18 protein-coding genes are annotated in these 18,262 nt (G+C 59.7%); 16 read left to right on the top strand and 2 right to left on the bottom strand.

The annotated features are described in order from the left end of the window. Nucleotides 1-45: 45 nt before the first annotated feature. Both HDF15_RS19960 and HDF15_RS19955 read right to left on the bottom strand, forming a co-directional pair. Entirely contained in the window at nt 46-825 is a 780-nt protein-coding gene (locus HDF15_RS19960) for a thiazole synthase (protein ID WP_311733160.1), read from the bottom strand. A gap of 180 nt (nt 826-1,005) precedes the next feature. Continuing rightward, nucleotides 1,006-2,034 (bottom strand): acyltransferase, encoded by a 1,029-nt coding sequence (locus HDF15_RS19955; RefSeq protein ID WP_184258745.1) that lies wholly within the window; start codon nt 2,032-2,034, stop codon nt 1,006-1,008. Nucleotides 2,035-2,720: 686 nt separating this feature from the next. On the opposite strand from HDF15_RS19955, the gene HDF15_RS19950 reads away from it, so the two are divergent. The 16 genes from HDF15_RS19950 (at nt 2,721) to nuoL (ending at nt 18,230) form a co-directional block, all read left to right on the top strand. Next, nucleotides 2,721-4,238 (top strand): carbohydrate porin, encoded by a 1,518-nt coding sequence (locus HDF15_RS19950; protein ID WP_184258743.1) that lies wholly within the window; start codon nt 2,721-2,723, stop codon nt 4,236-4,238. A 33-nt stretch (nt 4,239-4,271) separates the two neighbouring features. Further along, nucleotides 4,272-4,715: a PepSY domain-containing protein gene (locus HDF15_RS19945; RefSeq protein WP_184258741.1), complete on the top strand. Its 444-nt coding sequence runs from the start codon at nt 4,272-4,274 to the stop codon at nt 4,713-4,715. Between the two features lie 50 nt (nt 4,716-4,765). Beyond that, nucleotides 4,766-5,749 carry an A24 family peptidase gene (locus tag HDF15_RS19940; protein WP_184258739.1) on the top strand — a complete coding sequence of 328 codons (984 nt, stop codon included), beginning with the start codon at nt 4,766-4,768 and terminating at the stop codon, nt 5,747-5,749. Between the two features lie 155 nt (nt 5,750-5,904). Further along, nucleotides 5,905-6,312, top strand: coding sequence for an NADH-quinone oxidoreductase subunit A (locus tag HDF15_RS19935; protein ID WP_158822922.1), 408 nt, complete (start codon nt 5,905-5,907; stop codon nt 6,310-6,312). Nucleotides 6,313-6,318: 6 nt separating this feature from the next. Further along, nucleotides 6,319-6,825 (top strand): NADH-quinone oxidoreductase subunit C, encoded by a 507-nt coding sequence (locus HDF15_RS19930; RefSeq protein ID WP_184258738.1) that lies wholly within the window; start codon nt 6,319-6,321, stop codon nt 6,823-6,825. After that, entirely contained in the window at nt 6,825-8,150 is a 1,326-nt protein-coding gene (gene nuoD / locus HDF15_RS19925; RefSeq protein WP_184258737.1) for an NADH dehydrogenase (quinone) subunit D, read from the top strand. Before HDF15_RS19930 ends, nuoD begins: the two co-directional genes overlap by 1 nt. A gap of 50 nt (nt 8,151-8,200) precedes the next feature. After that, nucleotides 8,201-8,494, top strand: coding sequence for a hypothetical protein (locus HDF15_RS19920; protein WP_184258735.1), 294 nt, complete (start codon nt 8,201-8,203; stop codon nt 8,492-8,494). Between the two features lie 2 nt (nt 8,495-8,496). Then, the gene (locus HDF15_RS19915; RefSeq protein WP_184258733.1) at nt 8,497-8,802 is read left to right on the top strand and encodes a transcriptional regulator; all 306 of its coding nucleotides are present in this window, start codon (nt 8,497-8,499) and stop codon (nt 8,800-8,802) included. A gap of 82 nt (nt 8,803-8,884) precedes the next feature. Beyond that, on the top strand, nt 8,885-9,394 hold the full coding sequence (gene nuoE, locus HDF15_RS19910) for an NAD(P)H-dependent oxidoreductase subunit E (RefSeq protein WP_044178018.1): 510 nt from the start codon (nt 8,885-8,887) through the stop codon (nt 9,392-9,394). Next, the gene (nuoF, locus tag HDF15_RS19905) at nt 9,395-10,729 is read left to right on the top strand and encodes an NADH-quinone oxidoreductase subunit NuoF (protein WP_184258731.1); all 1,335 of its coding nucleotides are present in this window, start codon (nt 9,395-9,397) and stop codon (nt 10,727-10,729) included. Between the two features lie 54 nt (nt 10,730-10,783). Then, the gene (locus HDF15_RS19900) at nt 10,784-11,488 is read left to right on the top strand and encodes a thioredoxin domain-containing protein (protein WP_184258729.1); all 705 of its coding nucleotides are present in this window, start codon (nt 10,784-10,786) and stop codon (nt 11,486-11,488) included. Between the two features lie 74 nt (nt 11,489-11,562). Further along, nucleotides 11,563-13,938, top strand: a complete 2,376-nt coding sequence (locus HDF15_RS19895) for a molybdopterin-dependent oxidoreductase (protein ID WP_184258727.1) — start codon at nt 11,563-11,565, stop codon at nt 13,936-13,938. Nucleotides 13,939-14,032: 94 nt separating this feature from the next. Next, a complete protein-coding gene (gene nuoH / locus HDF15_RS19890; RefSeq protein ID WP_184258725.1) occupies nt 14,033-15,097 on the top strand; it encodes an NADH-quinone oxidoreductase subunit NuoH in 1,065 nt (354 codons plus the stop codon). 68 nt (nt 15,098-15,165) lie between these two features. Next, nucleotides 15,166-15,672 (top strand): NADH-quinone oxidoreductase subunit J, encoded by a 507-nt coding sequence (locus HDF15_RS19885; RefSeq protein WP_014264608.1) that lies wholly within the window; start codon nt 15,166-15,168, stop codon nt 15,670-15,672. Between the two features lie 115 nt (nt 15,673-15,787). Further along, nucleotides 15,788-16,090 carry an NADH-quinone oxidoreductase subunit NuoK gene (gene nuoK, locus HDF15_RS19880; protein ID WP_014264607.1) on the top strand — a complete coding sequence of 101 codons (303 nt, stop codon included), beginning with the start codon at nt 15,788-15,790 and terminating at the stop codon, nt 16,088-16,090. 100 nt (nt 16,091-16,190) lie between these two features. Beyond that, the gene (gene nuoL / locus HDF15_RS19875; RefSeq protein WP_184258722.1) at nt 16,191-18,230 is read left to right on the top strand and encodes an NADH-quinone oxidoreductase subunit L; all 2,040 of its coding nucleotides are present in this window, start codon (nt 16,191-16,193) and stop codon (nt 18,228-18,230) included. Nucleotides 18,231-18,262: the final 32 nt, after the last annotated feature.

The following is an 18,262-nucleotide window of genomic DNA, read 5'->3' as shown; positions in this document are numbered from 1 at the left end:
TTCCCAGCCTACCTCATTCGATGCCAGCGGCCCAAAGGGGATTCGTTACCGGGAGATTCCTTCCAGGGGAGAACTTGCCGTGGCATACAACTTCTTCTCCATCCGGCCTGCCAGAAACGCCTCGCGCCCGGCCTCTATGCCCTTCTTCATCGCCGACGACATCAGCACCGGGTTCTTCGCGGCAGCCATCGCCGTATTCAACAGCACGGCATCGAAGCCCATCTCCATCGCCAGCGCCGCGTCGCTCGCCGTCCCCAACCCCGCGTCGACCACCAGAGGAACCTCGGTAATCAGCTCGCGCATCATCCGCAGAGTGTACGTATTGGCAATCCCCAACCCCGTGCCGATAGGCGCTCCCAGCGGCATCACCGCCGCCGCGCCTACGTCAATCAGGCGCTTCGCGAACACGATGTCGTCGGTCGTATAGGGAAGCACGGTGAAACCTTCCTTTACCAGCACCCGCGTAGCCTCCACCGTCGCCTGGACATCGGGATACAGCGTCGCCAGGTCGCCAATCACTTCAATCTTGACCCAGTCCGACAGTCCTACCTCGCGAGCCAGTCTAGCCGCCCGGATGGCCTCTTCGGCGGTGTAGCAGCCCGCGGTATTGGGCAGCAGAAAATACTTCTTCGGATCGATGAAGTCCAACAGGCTCTCTTTGGTCCGATCGAGGTTCACGCGCCGCACCGCGACCGTCACCAGCTCCGCACCCGAGGCCTCAATCGCGGCCTGGGTCTCCGCCCCGTCCTTGTACTTCCCTGTCCCGACAATGAGACGCGATTTGAAACTACGACCGGCAATAATCAATTCATCTGAAGAGTTCACATCCTCATCCTAATTCGATCGCGACAGCAGATGAAACTGGCCCGGTTTCACCTTTAAGCGCTTGATCATCTCGATAGGTATAGCGGAAGTGCCGTTTCAGTCGAAGAATCGGCGACTCAATCAATACCCACGTGATCCGCGCAATACCGAAACACACACAAATATTGAGCAGCGTAAAAATCAATTGGGCCCCATAGGATGCCCTGGCAGCAGATGATTTTGGAGACGGCGAATGATGAGAGCATCCATCAAAACCAGCACCGACGGGTGTATCAGATAGACGCTGTAGCTGTACTTGCCCATGCCGCGCAGCAGTCTGGTCCGAAAGATAGCCCCTGCCATTTTGCTTGTAAGGCAGATTGTCAGCAGCGACGAGTAAAAGACAGCGAACCCAGTGAAGGTAATCGCGCCCTGTGCCGCGGACGGCTGCGCCTTCCATATCAACAAAGCCAGACTCACAGCAAAAATGGGTACTGCCCAGCGAAGCAGTTTTGCCCCGTCGACGTGCTTGTACAAGATCGCCAGCAGACCGCCAAAGAGCAACGAGTCCATCCTAAACGGGGTCAATCGGTATAAAAAATTGTCGTGTGTAGCTGCAAACGCCTGGACAATGGGCAGGTTGCGCAGAATGAGCACCGACACGATTCCAGCCATCGACACCAGGGCAAGCCGTTTCTCGTTCAGGAAGTAGACCACCGCCGGCCACACTGCGTAAAACTGCTCTTCGATAGAAAGCGTCCAGTAATGGGAGAGAAGCGGGACGATCATCGGATGAAAGGCAGTACGCCAATTCACCAGATTCAACCAATACCAAAGCTGCTCCGTCAGACCTACATGACCGCCGGCGTTACCGTTGAGCGCCCCAGCGTGCGATTTGAACAATGGCCATAGCCAAAAGACAGTGATAAGGCTCAAGTAGTAGAGCGGAAAGATGCGCAGCACCCGGCGCATATAGAAGACTTTGAAAAAGTTCGTCGAGGTCTTAGCGTCGAGCAGGATGCGTGTAATCAAAAATCCGGAGAGCACGAAAAACAGATCCACCCCTGTCCAACCAAACAACGTCACCTGGTTGAACGTTTTGGTCATCCAATTGGGATTCTGGATCTCCGGTCGGGCAAACATATGGAAGAGCAGTACCAGCAAGATGGCGAGACCACGGAGCCCATCAAGTGCTGCTAGGTGAGACTCTTCCCTCGTTTTTCCCGTCATTGCGGCCAGTCTACCACCGGTCAAGCTGTCCTCTAGACACAAACGGCCCGCCCCAGTAAAGGAGCGAGCCGTCTTGCGGTGATCTGTTGGGATTGACCTGAGGCATCCGTTCTCGGATGGGCCTCGGCGAGGACTTGTCATTACTACGAAAAGCCGCCAGGACTAGAGCAACGAATGCTCTAAGCCTCAGTCACCTCACGTTGGTTGTTGCAACTGAAACAATCAATCTTCATAGGCTGGACCATCCTCCTTTCCCGTGTTGAAAAGAAAATACCAGTGTTCGCGATGGAGATCAAGTCTGAGGCACTATGCCTTCTATGGCACTCCAACCTTGGCATGCTTGATCCTCTTGCCCCATTCGCGAGCATGCCCATATTTCATCTCCTCTTCACGTTGGATGCGATGGGCTTCCTATACCCTATGGGGATACACTATAGACAATCCACGCAAAAGACCGCAGAAAGGAGTGCTCCCATGAACTTCCTATTTTTACGCCGTAAAGCAGAAACTCCTCCCATATCCCCCAAAATGCGCGCCATTAGTCTGACACGCACCTTTGTCGAAACCGGCGATGAACGCTGCCCATTTGCAGGCATCTGGATGCGTTTGGCCGACGATTGTCCGGCTCCCGCTTCAGCTCCAGACGAGCCTGAAAGAACCCGGCCCGCCATGCGGAGATTCCTCCCTTGGCGGCCATTTCATCTCTGCCTTACAACGTTCCGGTACAGTATTGCCTGCCCCAGCCACTCGTGATCATGCCTATGACCTTCCGCAAAGCCGCGCGAACCCTGCTGATTCCCTGCCTCTTTGCCGTTTCGACGGCCTACGCGCAGCAACCGCCTGCACAAGCCCCTGACCCCGAAGTCACCGCACCGCAGGTCACGATCTTTCCGCACACCGATACCTCGCGCTACCTGATTGCAGGCCAGGCGAACATCATCTTCCAGGGCCATCCCGGCTTCCATTCTCCCTATGAGGGCACCAACTCCCTGCTCGCACGCGGCGAGTACAAGGTCTCGATGGTCGGCACTCTCTTCCTCGGCCTGCAACTGCACCACAACCTGCGCTACAACACCGACGCCATCTACAACCTCGAAAGCTCGGGCGGCCGCGGTGTATCCGAAGCCCTGGGACTGGCCGGCTTCACGAACCTGGATGTCGTCCGCAATCCGAACCTCGGTTCGGTGCCCTATACCGCGCGTGTCCAACTGCATCAGACCATCGGCCTGACCGACAAGCTCATCGACACGCAGCGCACCCAGCTCTCACTCGCAACCAAAGTCCCGGAGAGGCGCTTCGACCTGCGCGTCGGACGAATGAGTCTTCCCGACGTCCTCGACGTCAACGGTCCCGGCTCCGACTCGCACCTCCAGTTTCTGAACTGGACCGCTGACAACAACGGCGCGTGGGACTACGCCGCCGATACCCGTGGCTACACCTACGCCTTCGTCACCGAGTACGACGACATCCACTGGTCTGCCCGCTACGTTTTCGGCCTGATGCCCACCGTAGCCAACGGCGTCGATCTCGACTGGAATCTTCGCCGCGCGCGTGGCGACAACTACGAGTTCGAGTATCGCAAGACGCCCTTCGCCTTCCTGCCCGAACGTCTGCTATCGCCGGAGCGCAAAGGCGCCGTCCGCCTGCTCAGCTTCGTAAACCACGCCGACATGGGCGTGTATCGCGACGCTATCGACGCAGCCCTTACCGCCCGTGCCAACGGCGACCCCTCCGCCGTCCCCGTCATCACCGCTCACGCCCCCGGCACAACAGTGAAGTACGGCTTCGGACTCAACTTCGAACAGGAGTTGACGCAGGACCTCCGCACCTTCGGCCGCTTCGGCTGGAATGAAGGTCAGCACCAGAGCTTCGCCTACACCGAGGTCGACCAGACCTTCGAACTCGGAGGCGACCTCGCCGGCAACCGCTGGTCGCGGCCCAACGACAAGGTCGGGCTCGCCGGCATCTCGAACGCTATCAAGCGCGACCATCAGCAATACCTGGCGCTGGGCGGACTTGGTTTTCTGCTCGGCGACGGCAAGCTGAACTACGCCCGCGAAGACATCCTTGAGGCCTACTACACCGCACACAACTGGCGCGGCCTGTTCACCGCATTCGACGTGCAACTCATCGCCCACCCCGGCTACAACCAGGACCGCGGGCCGGTAGCCATGTTCAGCATCCGCACGCACGTGGACTTCTAGCGCACCCCTATCCCGTAGACTCCATTCAATGCCATGGCCAACTCCCTGAAACTCTTTCGCCAGATACATCGCTACGTCGGGCTGTTCATTGCACCGGCCCTTCTCTTCTTTTCCTTCACGGGAGCCTTGCAGACCTTCAGCCTGCACGAGACGACACAGGGCAGCAGCTATAAGCCGCCCGCATGGATCGTGATGCTGGGACAGGTACACAAGAAACAGACCACCATCGTCCCCGTCCGCAAACTCAAAGCCGACACCCCTAAGCCCGATAAGGCACCCGATCCTGCAGCCCAGCCTGTCCCCAAAGAGAAGAACCATCTTCCGCTGAAGAGCTTCTTTCTGCTGGTTGCCATCGGGCTCTTCATCTCGACAGGAACAGGCATCTACATGGCCTACAAATACGAGCGCAGCAAGCTTCTCGTTACCGGCCTGCTGCTCGCTGGTATCGTCATCCCGTTACTGCTACTTCCCTTTTGAAATCTTCGTGACTATTCCGAGAACACGAATACGCACCCTATACTCGATCCATGCCGTCGTTCGTAGAGTTCGAGACCCTGGTACAAATTGTGCCTCTGACCTTCGAGCTTTCAGCTCTCATCCTGGGCCTGCTCTTCGGCAGCTTCCTGAACGTCTGCATCTCACGTCTACCTGACCATCGGAGTATCAACAGTCCGCGCTCCCACTGCCCAAATTGCAAGCAGACGATTCGCTGGTATGACAACATCCCGATATTGAGCTGGATTCTTCTCCGTGCTCATTGCAGACAATGCAAAACGCCAATCCCATGGCGCTATCCGCTGGTGGAACTTGCAATAGGGCTCTGGTTTCTCGTTCTTTCTGTCCCGATTTATAGGCTGTGTACATCAAACTGGATGACAGTCGACTTCGGCCCTCCTCTGGGAGTATGGAGAGCAGAACAAGCTACAACGCTGATCGGGCTTCTCATCCTCGGCTTCCTTCTCATCGGCCTGCTCGTCATGGACTGGCAGACCTACACCCTCCCCGACGCCTTCACCCTCACCGGCGCAGCCATCGGCTTTTTCCTCGTCTGCGCACAGGCCATCTTCCTTGGTCCTGGCCAGGACGAGATCAAGCTCAACCCGCGTCACAGCTTGCGCATGTCGAGCCCCGGCTCCTTCGTCGCCAAGGGCAACGTCTTCCTTACTGGCCCCGAACATCTTGTCTTCGGCCGCCTCGCCGCCATCGTGGGAGTCGCCCTGCTCCTGCTCGCCATCCGCGCCATCTACAAGGCCGTTCGCCATCGCGACGGCCTTGGCCTGGGAGACGTCAAGCTGCTCGCCATGATTGCGGCCTTCCTTGGCTTCTGGCCCGCGATCCTTGCGCTCTTCGTCGGAGTCATCCTCACCGCTGCTTACGGCCTCACTCTGATGGTCCGTCGCCAGGCCACCGCCACAACCCGTCTGCCGCTGGGCACGTTTATCAGCATCGGAGGCCTTGTTGCCGCGCTCTTTGGTGCTCCGCTGATCGCCTGGTATAGCTCGCTGCTGTGAGGAACGAAAAAGCCTTTCAAGCCGGCTGGGATACATTTCCAAACGAGCGCCAAACCCCATTTACAAATCACCACCCGCTAATCGCCCCTCGCAACCCCTTATCCCCGTTCGCTGCTTGACCCTTGACCGACTCACTCCTACACTTAAAAATGCCCATGCAGAGCTACCCATACATCTGGCAATATCTTCCTCTCGTGCTTCAGATCCTCGTCGCCGTGGGCCTCGCCGGCGGCATGGTTGGAGCCTCGTTCCTTATTGGCAAACACAAGCGCTCGCGCACCAAGCTCGGAGCCTATGAGTGTGGCATGGACCCGGTCGGCGACGCCCGCGGCCGCTTCTCCGTCCGCTTCTACATGGTGGCGATGCTCTTCATCCTCTTCGACGTCGAAGCCGTCTTCATGCTTCCGTGGGCGGTCATCTATCGCCGCCTGCCCGGCATCACCGGCTCGCGCCTCTTCGGCTTCTGGGAGATGCTGGTCTACATCGGCTTCGTAGCCGTCGGCCTCTTCTACGTCTGGAAGAAGGGCATCCTCAACTGGTCGAACGATAAGGCGGACCTCTAGGAATTTATGGCTGACGCAATCACCAATCCCGCTACCCCCGAGGCCTGTTTCGGCAAAGAAGCCGTTACCGCCGCACTGGCTGACCACGCCGCCATCAAAGGCCTGGCCGACCTCATCGTCGATGCCAAGTGGGATCGCCAAGAGCTCACCCTTACTGTAGCGCCCGACACCATCATCGCCGCCGCCAAAGCCGCGCAGGCAGCGGGCTACAACTTCCTCGAAGATGTCACCGCCGTTGACTGGTACCCCACCGAGCCGCGCTTTCAGATCAGCTACTCGATCCTCAGCTTCGGCCTGAAGCAGCGCATCCGGCTCGTCGCCCGCATCGCGGAAGGCCAGAGCATCGACTCCATCACCTCCGTCTGGCCCTCGGCCAACTTCTACGAGCGCGAAGTCTTCGACCTCTTCGGCGTTCACTTCGGCGGCCACCCACGCCTGACCCGCATCATGATGCCCGACAACTGGGAAGGCCATCCACTCCGCAAGGACTACCCCGTAGAGGGATACCGCTAATGGCATTTGTAGAAGATCTCGAGAAACCCGCCGTACGCGACACGACCGGAGCCACGCTCGCCGGCTTTCGCAACGCCGAAGACCTCATCGTCCCCGACGTAAAAGATGTCGTCGAAGAGTCCGTCTCCGGCCACAAGCCCAAGGGCAGCGACGCCATCTCCGACCACACGATGATCCTGAACATGGGTCCGCAGCACCCCTCGACCCACGGAGTTCTCCGGCTTGTCGTGGAAATCGACGGCGAAACCATCGTCTCGCTCGCACCCGATATCGGCTATCTCCACACCGGCATCGAGAAGACCTGCGAAGCTAAGTTCTACCAGCAGGTCGTGCCCCTGACCGACCGCATCGACTACCTCGCGCCGATGACCAACAACCTGGCCTACGCGCTGGCAGTAGAGAAGCTGCTGCAACTCGAAATCCCGGACCGCGCCCAGTGGCTTCGCGTGCTCTTCAACGAACTGATGCGCATCAACTCGCATCTGGTCTGGCTCGGCACGCACGCCATGGACATCGGCGCGCTCACGGTCTTCCTCTACTGCTTCCGTGAGCGCGAGCAGTTACTGCGCATCTTCGAGGCCGTCAGCGGCCAGCGCATGATGACCAGCTACATCCGCATTGGCGGCGTGTCCCTGGAACCCCCGCTCGATCTCTACAAGCAGATTCGCACCTTCCTCAAGGACTTCCCCTCCAAGATCGAGGAGTACGAGGGGCTGCTGAACGGCAATCCTATCTGGCGCTCGCGCCTGGAGGGTGTCGGCTTCCTCTCGGCAGCGGACGCCATCGCCCTTGGCGTTACCGGTCCTCCCCTGCGTGCGTCCGGCATCGATTTCGATCTGCGCCGGGATATGCCGTATTCCAGCTACGAGAAGTTCCAGTTCAACGTCCCGACCTCCACCGTAGGGGACGTCTGGGCTCGCTACCTCGTCCGTATGCAGGAGCTGCGCGAGTCGGTAAAGATCTGTCTCCAGGCTCTCGATGGACTGCCCGAAGGCCGCATCACGGCCGACGCTCCGAAGATCATTCTGCCCGACCGCGAGCAGATGAAGACGCAGATGGAGTCGCTCATCCATCACTTCAAGATCGTGACCGAAGGCTTCCAGGTCCCGGCCGGCGAGGCCACGAGTTCGGTCGAAGCACCGCACGGCATGATGAACTACTACGTCGTATCCGATGGCACAGCCAAGCCCTACCGTGTGCATATGCGCAACGCCGACTTCGCCACCCTGCAGGCGCTCGAAACCATGTGCAAGGGCAGACTTCTCGCCGATGTTGTTGCCGTCATCGGTTCTATTGATATTGTTCTTGGGGCAATTGACCGCTAATGTGCCAAACCGAGCGAGATACCATCGCGCGGGATAAATTATGGGATTCTATGGTTGGCCAGTTGCGCTCACGGCTGGCTTCAATGGAAGCTTCGGGAGAACTTGAACAAGCAGAACTAAACGAGCCCTTGCGAAATGAATTGACGATGACCTCAAAGGGCGGTTACTTGAGTGTCTGGTTGCATACAGACACCGGAAAAGGAAGTTGGAACGTAATCACCGGAGAACTACAGGTGGCAGAACCATGGTTTATGTCGTCTGAAGGCATCGTCGAATTGAGCGGAGAAAGCATGAATCTCCCAAACGCTGTGGAACGTTTCGCAGCAAAGATTGTAGTGAAGTGATCATGTACGATGCGCTCCACACCGAACTCTGGACCTCTTGGGCGTCTCTGCTCCGCAGTTACGCAGCCGCCCACGGACTCAACGCACCGCAGCATGCCATAGTCGAAGTCAGCGCCGAAGAGATCACCCTCCGCGTTGGCAGCAGATGGCTCAAGTTCACGCAACACGAGATGCAGCACAGCGACGAAGCAGCCGTTCCCTTCGCGCTCCAGGAAAACGGCAGCGTAAGCCTCAACCACGCTGCTGAAGAAGAGATGGATCTCGCCGCCGAGCGGCTGGCACGCGAGATGATGCACCCGCCGCAGTAGTTTGTCGTTGTTGTTGCTTTTCTTTCTGTCATCCCCGCAGGGGATCTGCTTCACCCGCACCACCGAGGACGCTAGGAATCACATGGCCGCCATCGCCAACACGATCTTCTCTCCCGAGACCGCCGCCCGCTTCGACAAGCTGGCCACGATCTATCCCGTCAAGCGCTCGGCGCTCATCCCCATGCTGCTCTATGCGCAGGATGAGGTCGGCTATGTCTCCGACGAGGTTGTCGCAGAGCTGGCCAAGCGCCTCGACCTGCTCGAGCTCGACGTCCGCAACGTCCTCAGCTACTACTCGATGCTCCGCACCAAGCCTGCCGGCAAGTACAACGTGCAGGTCTGCACCAACATCTCCTGCATGCTGCGCGGCGGCTTCGAGCTGCTCGACCACTGCAAGCACACCCTGGGCATCGGCCACAAAGGCGTCACCCCCGACGGCCTCTTCTCTCTCGAAGAGGTTGAGTGCATCGGAGCCTGTTGCTGGGCCCCCGCCGTGCAGGTGAACTACGACTTCCACGACGACCTTACCCCCGCCAAGATGGACGCCGTCCTCGCCGACTACCGCGAAGGCCGCGGAAAGGATGTGAAGTAGATGCCTACCCTCGTCTCCCATCCCGATGAAGTCAAAGTCGTCTCCCGCCGCTTCGGCATGGGCGCGGCCGAGATCGATAAGTATGTTGAACTCGACGGTTACAAGGCCGTCCAGAAGGCTATCGAACAGGGTCCCGAGTGGATCGTCAATGAGATGAAGGCCAGCGGACTTCGCGGCCGTGGCGGCGCAGGCTTCCCCACCGGCATGAAGTGGTCGTTCGTGCCCAAGGTCTCCGAGAAGCCCAAGTACGTGCTCGTGAACGGCGACGAATCCGAGCCCGGCACCTGCAAAGATCACATCATCTTCCTGCACGATCCCCACGCCATCATCGAAGGCACCATGATCGCGGGCCTCGCCATCGGCGCGAAGATGGGCTTCATCTACCTGCGCGGCGAGTATCGCTACCTGCTCAAGATCGTCGAAAAGGCCGTCGCTGACGCCTACGCCAAGGGCTTCCTCGGCAAGAACATCTTCGGCAAAGAGGGCGTGGACTTCGACATCATCACCCAGACCGGCGCAGGTGCCTACGAAGTCGGCGAAGAGTCGGCCCTGATGGAGTCCCTCGAAGGCAAGCGCGGCGTGCCGCGCATCAAGCCTCCCTTCCCCGCCGTCGTCGGCCTCTATGGTGGCCCCACGGTCATCAATAACGCCGAGACCATCGCCAACGCCCCGCACATCCTGCTGATGGGCGGCGAGGCCTATGCCAAGCTCGGCAGCGAGCGCAACGGCGGCACACGCCTCTTCGGCATCTCCGGACACGTAGAGCGCCCCGGCGTCTACGAGCTTCCCATGGGCTACTCGCTGCGCAAGGCGATCTATGAGGTCGCGGGCGGCATAAAGGACGGCAAGCAGCTGAAGGCCGTCGTCCCCGGCGGCTCGTCCTGCCCGGTGCTCAAGGCCGATGAGATCGATGTTGGCCTGGACTTCGACCAGATGGGCAAAGCCGGCACCATGCTCGGCTCGGGCGGCATCGTCGTCCTCGACGAGACCGTCTCCATCGTCGAGTTCGCGCTGCGCACGATCCGCTTCTACCAGCACGAGTCCTGCGGTTGGTGCATCCCCTGCCGCGAAGGCACGGACTGGCTCAAGAAGACGCTGACACGCTTCCACGCGGGCGGCGGCAACAAGAAGGACATCGACAACATTCAGTACCTCGCCGAAAACATGCTGGGCCGCACCTTCTGCCCGCTTGGCGACGCTGCCGCGATGCCCACGATCGGCTTCATCAAGAAGTTCCGCTCCGAGTTCGAGGAGTACCTGGCGGGCGCTCGCGTCGAGCACCCTCTCATTCAGATTCAACCGGTCGGTGAACCGGAGCTCGCAGGCGCACACTAAGAACGAACCGATGCTCTTTGGTTTCGGTAGGTCATGGGAAGGAGAAAGAAGTCGATGAAACTGTTCGGTTTTCTTAAAATCGGTGCTCTTGCTCTGGCAACCTCTCTTATGCCGTTGACCGTACAGGCCCAGTTCGCCGGAGCTCCGCCGAGCAACGGTCTACACAATTTATCCCTGCTGAAGCCTCCCGCCGGAAGCAAAGTAGCCATCGTTGTATTCGAAGATCTCGGCTGCCCGGCTTGTGCTCACGCGCATCCTATCGAGCTCCAGGTTGCGGCTGCGACACACGTGCCGATACTGCGTTTCGATTTTCCAATTGAAGCCCACATCTGGACGCAACAAGGTGCGGTTTGCGCCCGCTACATCCAAAATAAAATCAGCCCCAAACTGGCCGATGAGTATCGCAGCGATGTCTTTGCCGCACAGAACTCTATTGCCAACAGAGACGACCTGCAGAGGTTTACAGAGAACTGGCTGCAACGCCATAACCAGCGAATGCCTTTCGTGATGGACTTGGACGGATCGCTCGCCAACGCCGTTCACAGCGACTTTGAATTGGGCCGCCGCATCAACGTGGAATTTACGCCAACGATCATCGTCGTCAGCAAAGACAAGCAACAGGTCGTATGCGGTACAGGCAACAATAGCTACGACGACCCAACACGCATTCGCTCTGTGGTGGATGCGGCAGTCGCACAGACCCGAAATGCTGCAACCTCAGCACAACCGGCAAAACAAGCAAAGAGTGGGCGGAGCTAAATGCCCATCTCCACTTTCCACTCCACGCGCTTTACGCCGCACACACCAGTTCCCGGTAGGATTTAGAGAAGCCTATGCCAGACGTAACCTTTACCGTAGACGGCCAGAAACTCACCGCACCCGCAGGCACACTGCTCATTGAGGCCTGCAAGTCTGCCGGCATCGAGATTCCCGCCTTCTGTTACTACCCCAATCTCTCGTTGCAGGCCGCCTGCCGCATGTGCGTGGTGCGCATCGAGAAGATGCCCAAGCTCCAGACCGCCTGCACCACCCCGGTCGCCGAGGGCATGAACGTCACCACCGAGACTCCGGAGATCGCCCAGGCTCGCAAGGCCACGCTGCAGCTTCTGCTCGGCAACCATCCGCTCGACTGCCCCGTCTGCGACGCCGGCGGCGAGTGCGAGTTGCAGGACATGACCTTCAAGTACGGCGCTGCGGACTCCTTCTACACCGAACCCAAGAATCACCGTGAAGAGCAGAAGTGGTCGCCCGTGGTCTACTTCGACCGCCCGCGCTGCATCCTCTGCTACCGCTGCGTGCGCATGTGCGGCGAAGGCATGGACGTCTTCGCACTCGGCATCCAGAATCGCGGCAGCTCGTCGGTCATCGCACCGAACGTTCCTGCGCAGCTCTCTCCCGAAGACCTGCCCAACCTCGACTGCGAGCAGTGCGGCATGTGCATCGACGCCTGCCCGGTAGGCGCGCTCACCAGCGGCACCTATCGCTACAAGACTCGCCCCTGGGAGATGAATCACGTCGCTACCGTCTGCACGCACTGCGGAGACGGCTGCAAGACGACCCTCGGCGTGCGCTCCGTCTCCGACGGCTCCGAGATCGTTCGCGGCGACAACCGCGACAAGTCCGGCATGAACGGCGATTTCCTCTGCAACAAGGGCCGCTACGCCTTCGACTTCACCAACAACATTGAGCGCCTCACCTCGCCGCTGGTTCGTCAGGCCGACGGCAAGCTCAAGCCCGTCTCCTGGGATGAGGCCCTGCGCTTCGCCGGCAAGAAGCTGCGCGAACTCCGCGACCAGCACGGTGCGCAGTCCATCGGCGTCATCGGCTCGAACCGCACCACGAACGAGGAGAACTACCTCCTGCAGAAGTTCGCGCGCACGGTGATCGGCACCAACAACATCGACCACCATCGCACGGCGGACTACGTTACTCTCGCCAACGCCCTCCAGGGCACCACCGGCAGGTTCGCCTCACAGCGCTCCGTCGAAAAGGCCCAGGCACTGCTGGTCATCGGCGGCGACCCCACCAACCAGGCCCCGCTTACCGCCTGGAACCTGCGCACCAACGTTCGCCTCAACAAGGCTCGCGTCTACATCGCGAACCACGAAGAGATCAAGCTGCGCCGCCAGGCCAAGAGCTTCATCCAGGTCCAGCAGTTCGGCTACGGAGCCCTCGCCAGCTACCTCGCAGGCAACGACAGCTCCGCTGAAGCTGCTTCCATCGTGGCGCAGGCCGATGAGCTCTCCAACTTCCGCACAGCCATCAAGGGTGAAGAGAAGATCGTCGTCCTGATCGGCAACGAAGTCCGCGGCGGCGAACTCGCCAACCTCATCAAGGCCCTGCCCAACGCCGAGTTCGGTCTCATGGCCGACTACGTCAACTCGCGCGGCGCCTCCGATATGGGCCTGCTGCCCGATGCCCTGCCCGGCTACCAGCCGATCTCCGGCTCCGCTCTGGCAACCGAGTACAGCGCCCCCGCACAATCCGGCCTCGACCTGCTGGCTATGTTCGACGCTGCAACCGCCGGCAAACTTTCGGCGCTCTACGTCGTCGGCTCGAACCCCATCAAGCGCTTCGGCATCGATCCCTCCGCGCTCAAAGGAACCTTCGTCATCGTGCAGGATCTCTTCCTCACCGAGACCGCACAGCTCGCCGACGTCGTCTTCCCTGCTGCCAACCTCTACGAGAAGGCCGGCTCCGTCACCAACAGCTACGGCGATCTCCAACTCGTCAGCAAGGCCGCCGACAAGGGCGGCGCTCGCTCCGACTTCGAGCTCATCGTCCGCCTCGCCGATAACATGGGCCACGACATCAAGACGCTCGTGCCCTTCGGCAAGGGCCTCCGCGCCGACATGGGCCAGAGCCGCGGTGCGCAGTCCGGTGAAGCCGATCGCCATGCGGTATGGCTCATGGCTAACAACATGGAGCCGAAGCTCAGCCCCTTCGATCCCTTCGCCATCCTCGACGAGATCCAGCGCGTCGTTCCCGGCTACGACAAACTCCTTCGCCTGCAGCTTCTCAGCGGCAACGACCAGCACATCGCTCCTGCTTCAACCGGCCTCGTGCAGATCGAAAACCGCAAGGATCTTGTACTGCCCTCGTCGGATACGCTCTTTACCTCCGGCTCACTTACTCGCTATTCGCCCATGCTGCAGGATGTGCAGCGCCACCAGGAAACCGAAGTCGCCGATCACCTGGCCGCCGACTAACTCGTTGCTCAAACCCGCGTAGCTCTTAGCTGAATAAAAATCCGAACCGACGTAGAACTCTGGGCCATAAGCCCTGGACCCTGAAACCCTGACGATGAGCCACATTACTCCATCCTTCACGACCTTCCTGCTCCTCACGATCGTCAAGATCGTGGTGGTGCTGGTCATCACGCTCACGGCGGTGGCCTACACCGTGCTGCTCGAACGCAAAGTTCTCGGCCGCATGCAGAACCGCTGGGGGCCCTCGCGTGTCGGCCCCTTCGGCCTGCTGCAGCCGCTCGCCGACGGTATCAAGCTCTTCCTCAAGGAAGACATGATGCCCCTCGCCGTCGAACGCCCGCTCTTCGTGCTCGCGCCGATCATCGCGCTCTCCTGCGCGCTCATCTCGATCTCCGTTGTGCCGTTCGGCGCAAAGACGATGGTCGGAGGCGTCGACCTCTTCCAGATCGCTGACCTCAACATCGGCCTGCTGGTCATCCTCGGCATCACGAGCATCGGCGTCTACGGCATCGCGCTCTCGGGCTGGTCGTCGAACAACAAGTACTCGCTCTTCGGCAGCCTGCGCGCCAGCGCCCAGCTCGTCAGCTATGAGCTTGCGCTCGGCCTTTCGCTCGTTGGCGTCGTCCTTCGTGCCCAGTCGCTCTCGTTGCGCGATATCGTCAACTCGCAGTCCGCGCACGGCATGCGCTCCTGGAACGTCTTCGGCGGCTGCCAGATCATCGGCTTCTTCATCTACCTGATGGCTGCTTACGCCGAGACCAACCGCGCTCCCTTCGATCTTCCTGAAGCCGAGTCCGAGCTCGTCGCCGGCTATCACACCGAGTACTCCTCCATGAAGTTCGCAATGTTCTTCATGGCCGAGTACGCCAACATGATCACCGTCGCCTGTGTGGCTACGCTGCTCTTCTTCGGCGGCGCGGGCTCCCCCTTCGGCCACCTGTTCGATGGCTTCGCCAGCACCGGCTTCCTCCACGCGGTTCTGCCGATCTTCTGGTTCGTCGCCAAGATTCTCTTCTTCCTCCTGCTCTATATCTGGGTGCGCGCCACGCTGCCGCGCTTCCGCTACGACCAATTGATGAGCTTCGGATGGAAGTTCCTGATGCCCGTCGCCATGCTCAATATCCTTGCGACAGCCCTGGCCCTCGCGTACCACGGCTGAGCTTCAACGCATTTACAATCAGTACGAACCGCATCAAGAAATACAACAAGACCGGAAATCACTAGCCGATGCAAACCGCACTCTTCATCATCTTCGGACTGCTGGCCGTATTGGGAGCGCTCAATCTCCTCTTCCAGCGCCATCCGATCAACTCGGCGCTTTCGCTGATCGTCGTCATGATGTCTCTGGCGGTCCTCTACTGGTCGCTGGGTGCGGAGTTCCTCGCCGCCGCCCAGGTCATCGTCTACTCCGGCGCGATCATGGTGCTGTTCGTCTTCGTCATCATGCTCCTGAACGCCGGCGAAGAAGAACGAACCCATGGATCGCAGATCGCCTACATCGCGGGTATCCCCGGTGCAGCCGCCATCTTCTGCCTGCTGACCTTCGTGTTCCTCTCCGAGAAGAAGCAGTTGGGAACGACGCAGCTCGGCGGCTACCTCACCAGCGCGGTCTCCAACATCACCGAGATCTCGCACACGCTCTTCACCTCCCTTCTGCTGCCCTTTGAGGTCACCTCGATCCTCATCCTGGTAGCGATCCTCGGCGCAGTCGTACTCGCGCGGAAGGAGCTCTAATCGTGACCGTCTCGAACAATCATTTTGCCCCAATCTTTTGTGCCTGGATGAGCGCCGCAGTCGCTTGGATGGCTGTCATAGTCACCGTCATCGCAAAGAAGAGGAGGAAGATCTAATGGTGCCGATCGCTTACTACCTCGTCCTCGCCGCGATCCTCTTCTCCATCGGCGTGGGAGCGTTTCTCATCAAGCGCAACATCATCACGATCTTCATGTCGATCGAGCTGATGCTCAACGCCGTGAACCTCACATTCGTCGCCTTCGCTCATATGTGGCACCAGATCTCGGGCCAGATCTTCGTCTTCTTCGTGATGGTCGTCGCCGCGGCGGAAGCTGCCGTCGGCCTCGCCATCATCATCGCGTTGTTCCGCGCACGCCAGACCCTCAATGTTGATCAGGTCAACCTGATGAAGAATTGATCCAAAACGCCGTCTTCGTTTTTGCACCTGTATTTCTTTCTGTCATTCCCGCAGGGAACCTGCTTCTTCCCTGCCAAACCGAGAGAGCCTCCAAGAACCAATGAATCCTCAACTGCTCTGGCTCATTCCGATCCTTCCCTTCGCCGGCTTCCTGATCAACGGAACCGTCGGCCGCAAGCTGCCGCGCGCCGCCGTCTCGGCGATTGCGCTGCTCTTCACCGCAGCTCCGGCCGTCATCGTCGCGATGCTCTGGAACTACATGAAGTTCGGCAACGGCCCCTTGACCTTCTCGGCCGTCAGCCGTCCATGGATCGCAGTCAGCGGCTTCCAGGTCAACTTCGCGTTCACGGTCGACCACCTCACGCTCATCATGCTGGCCGTCATCACCGGCGTCGGCTTCCTGATCCACCTCTACTCCGTGGGCTACATGGCGCATGAAGACGGCTTCTGGCGCTTCTTCGCCTACCTGAACCTCTTCATGTTCTTCATGCTGGTTCTGGTGCTCTCCAGCAGCTTCCTCCTGCTCTTCGTCGGCTGGGAGGGCGTGGGCCTCGCCTCATACCTGCTTATCGGCTTCTACTTCACCAAGGACTCCGCCGCCAACGCCGGAAAGAAGGCCTTCGTCGTCAACCGCATCGGCGACTTCGGCTTTTTGCTCGCGATGTTCCTGCTGCTTGCACACTTCGGCAGCCTCGACTTCAACAGCGTCTTCACGCAGATCTCCGCCACCCCACTCACCGGTGGCTTCCTCACAGCGATTGCCCTGCTGCTCGTCGTCGGCGCAACCGGCAAGTCCGCACAGATTCCGCTGTACATCTGGCTGCCTGACGCGATGGAAGGCCCCACCCCCGTCTCCGCTCTGATCCACGCCGCAACGATGGTCACAGCGGGCATCTACATGGTCGCGCGCTGCCATGTACTCTTCGATAAATCGCCCACCGCGCTTATGGTCGTTGCCGTCATCGGCGCGGCGACAGCGCTCATGGCCGCGACCATCGGCATGGTTCAGCACGACATCAAGCGTGTGCTGGCGTACTCCACAGTCTCGCAGCTCGGCTACATGTTCCTGGCCTGCGGCGTTGGAGCGTATTCGGCAGCAATCTTTCACCTGATGACACACGCCTTCTTCAAAGCGCTGCTCTTCCTCGCCGCCGGTAGCGTAATCCATGCCCTCTCCGGGGAACAGGACATGCGTGTCATGGGAGGACTTTGGAGAAAGATTCCCGTCACCTTCGGAACGATGACGATGGGCGTGCTGGCCATCGCTGGCATTCCTATCTGGGCAGGTTTCTTCTCCAAGGACGAGATTCTGTACCAGGCCTTCATCTCGGATAACCCGTTAGCGAAGCTGCTTTGGCTGGTCGGACTCATCACCGCAGGTCTGACCTCGTTCTACATGTTCCGCCTCTGGTTCAAGACCTTCTTCGGGGCGCCACGCTTTGAGGAGCACGGTCATAGCCATGACCTGCATGCAGCACACGGCGCAGCTATCCACGCCCGGCACGACACCAAGCTCGTTCTCGAAGCCGAGCCTGAACCAGCCCACGGCCATGCTCACGGCGTGCATGAATCTCCGTGGATCATGACTCTGCCGCTCATCATTCTTGCCATCCTCGCTACTGTCGGCGGCTGGGTCGGCGTTCCGCTTGCCTTCGGTGGACACAACGAGTTTGAGCATTTCCTGGAACCGGTCTTTTCCAGTGCCGCCGTCACACCGGAGCACGTCTCCTTCCGGGGAGCAGAGCCGATACTCGCCGTGGTTTCGATTGCCGTCGCCGTCCTCGGTTTCCTGATCGCCTATTTCTGCTACTACCGCAAGCCCGGCACTGCCGGCGCATTCGCACAGAAGTTCAAGCCGCTCTACTCCCTGCTCGACCACAAGTACTGGGTCGACGAGATCTACGGCACCGTCATCGTCACTCCCCTGCTCGCATTCTCACGCTTCTTCCTCGGCTACTTCGTCGATACCGGCCTCGTCCAGGGAACAGGTGGAAGTCTCACCGCAGGCACTCGCAGTTTTGCATGGCTCGTCCGTCGTGTGCAGTCCGGCAATATCCGTTCTTATGCCGGTTGGCTCGCCCTGGGTGCAGCCGCCGTCATCGCTGTCGTTGTCTTTGGCCTACATCCGCATCTGCGCTAAGGTGCTCTTGCTTTTGTTTTTTTGTTGTCATC

Source organism: Granulicella mallensis, from assembly GCF_014203225.1.
Classification (GTDB): Bacteria; Acidobacteriota; Terriglobia; order Terriglobales; family Acidobacteriaceae; genus Granulicella; species Granulicella mallensis_A.
This window is presented reverse-complemented; position numbering and strand designations above follow the sequence as displayed.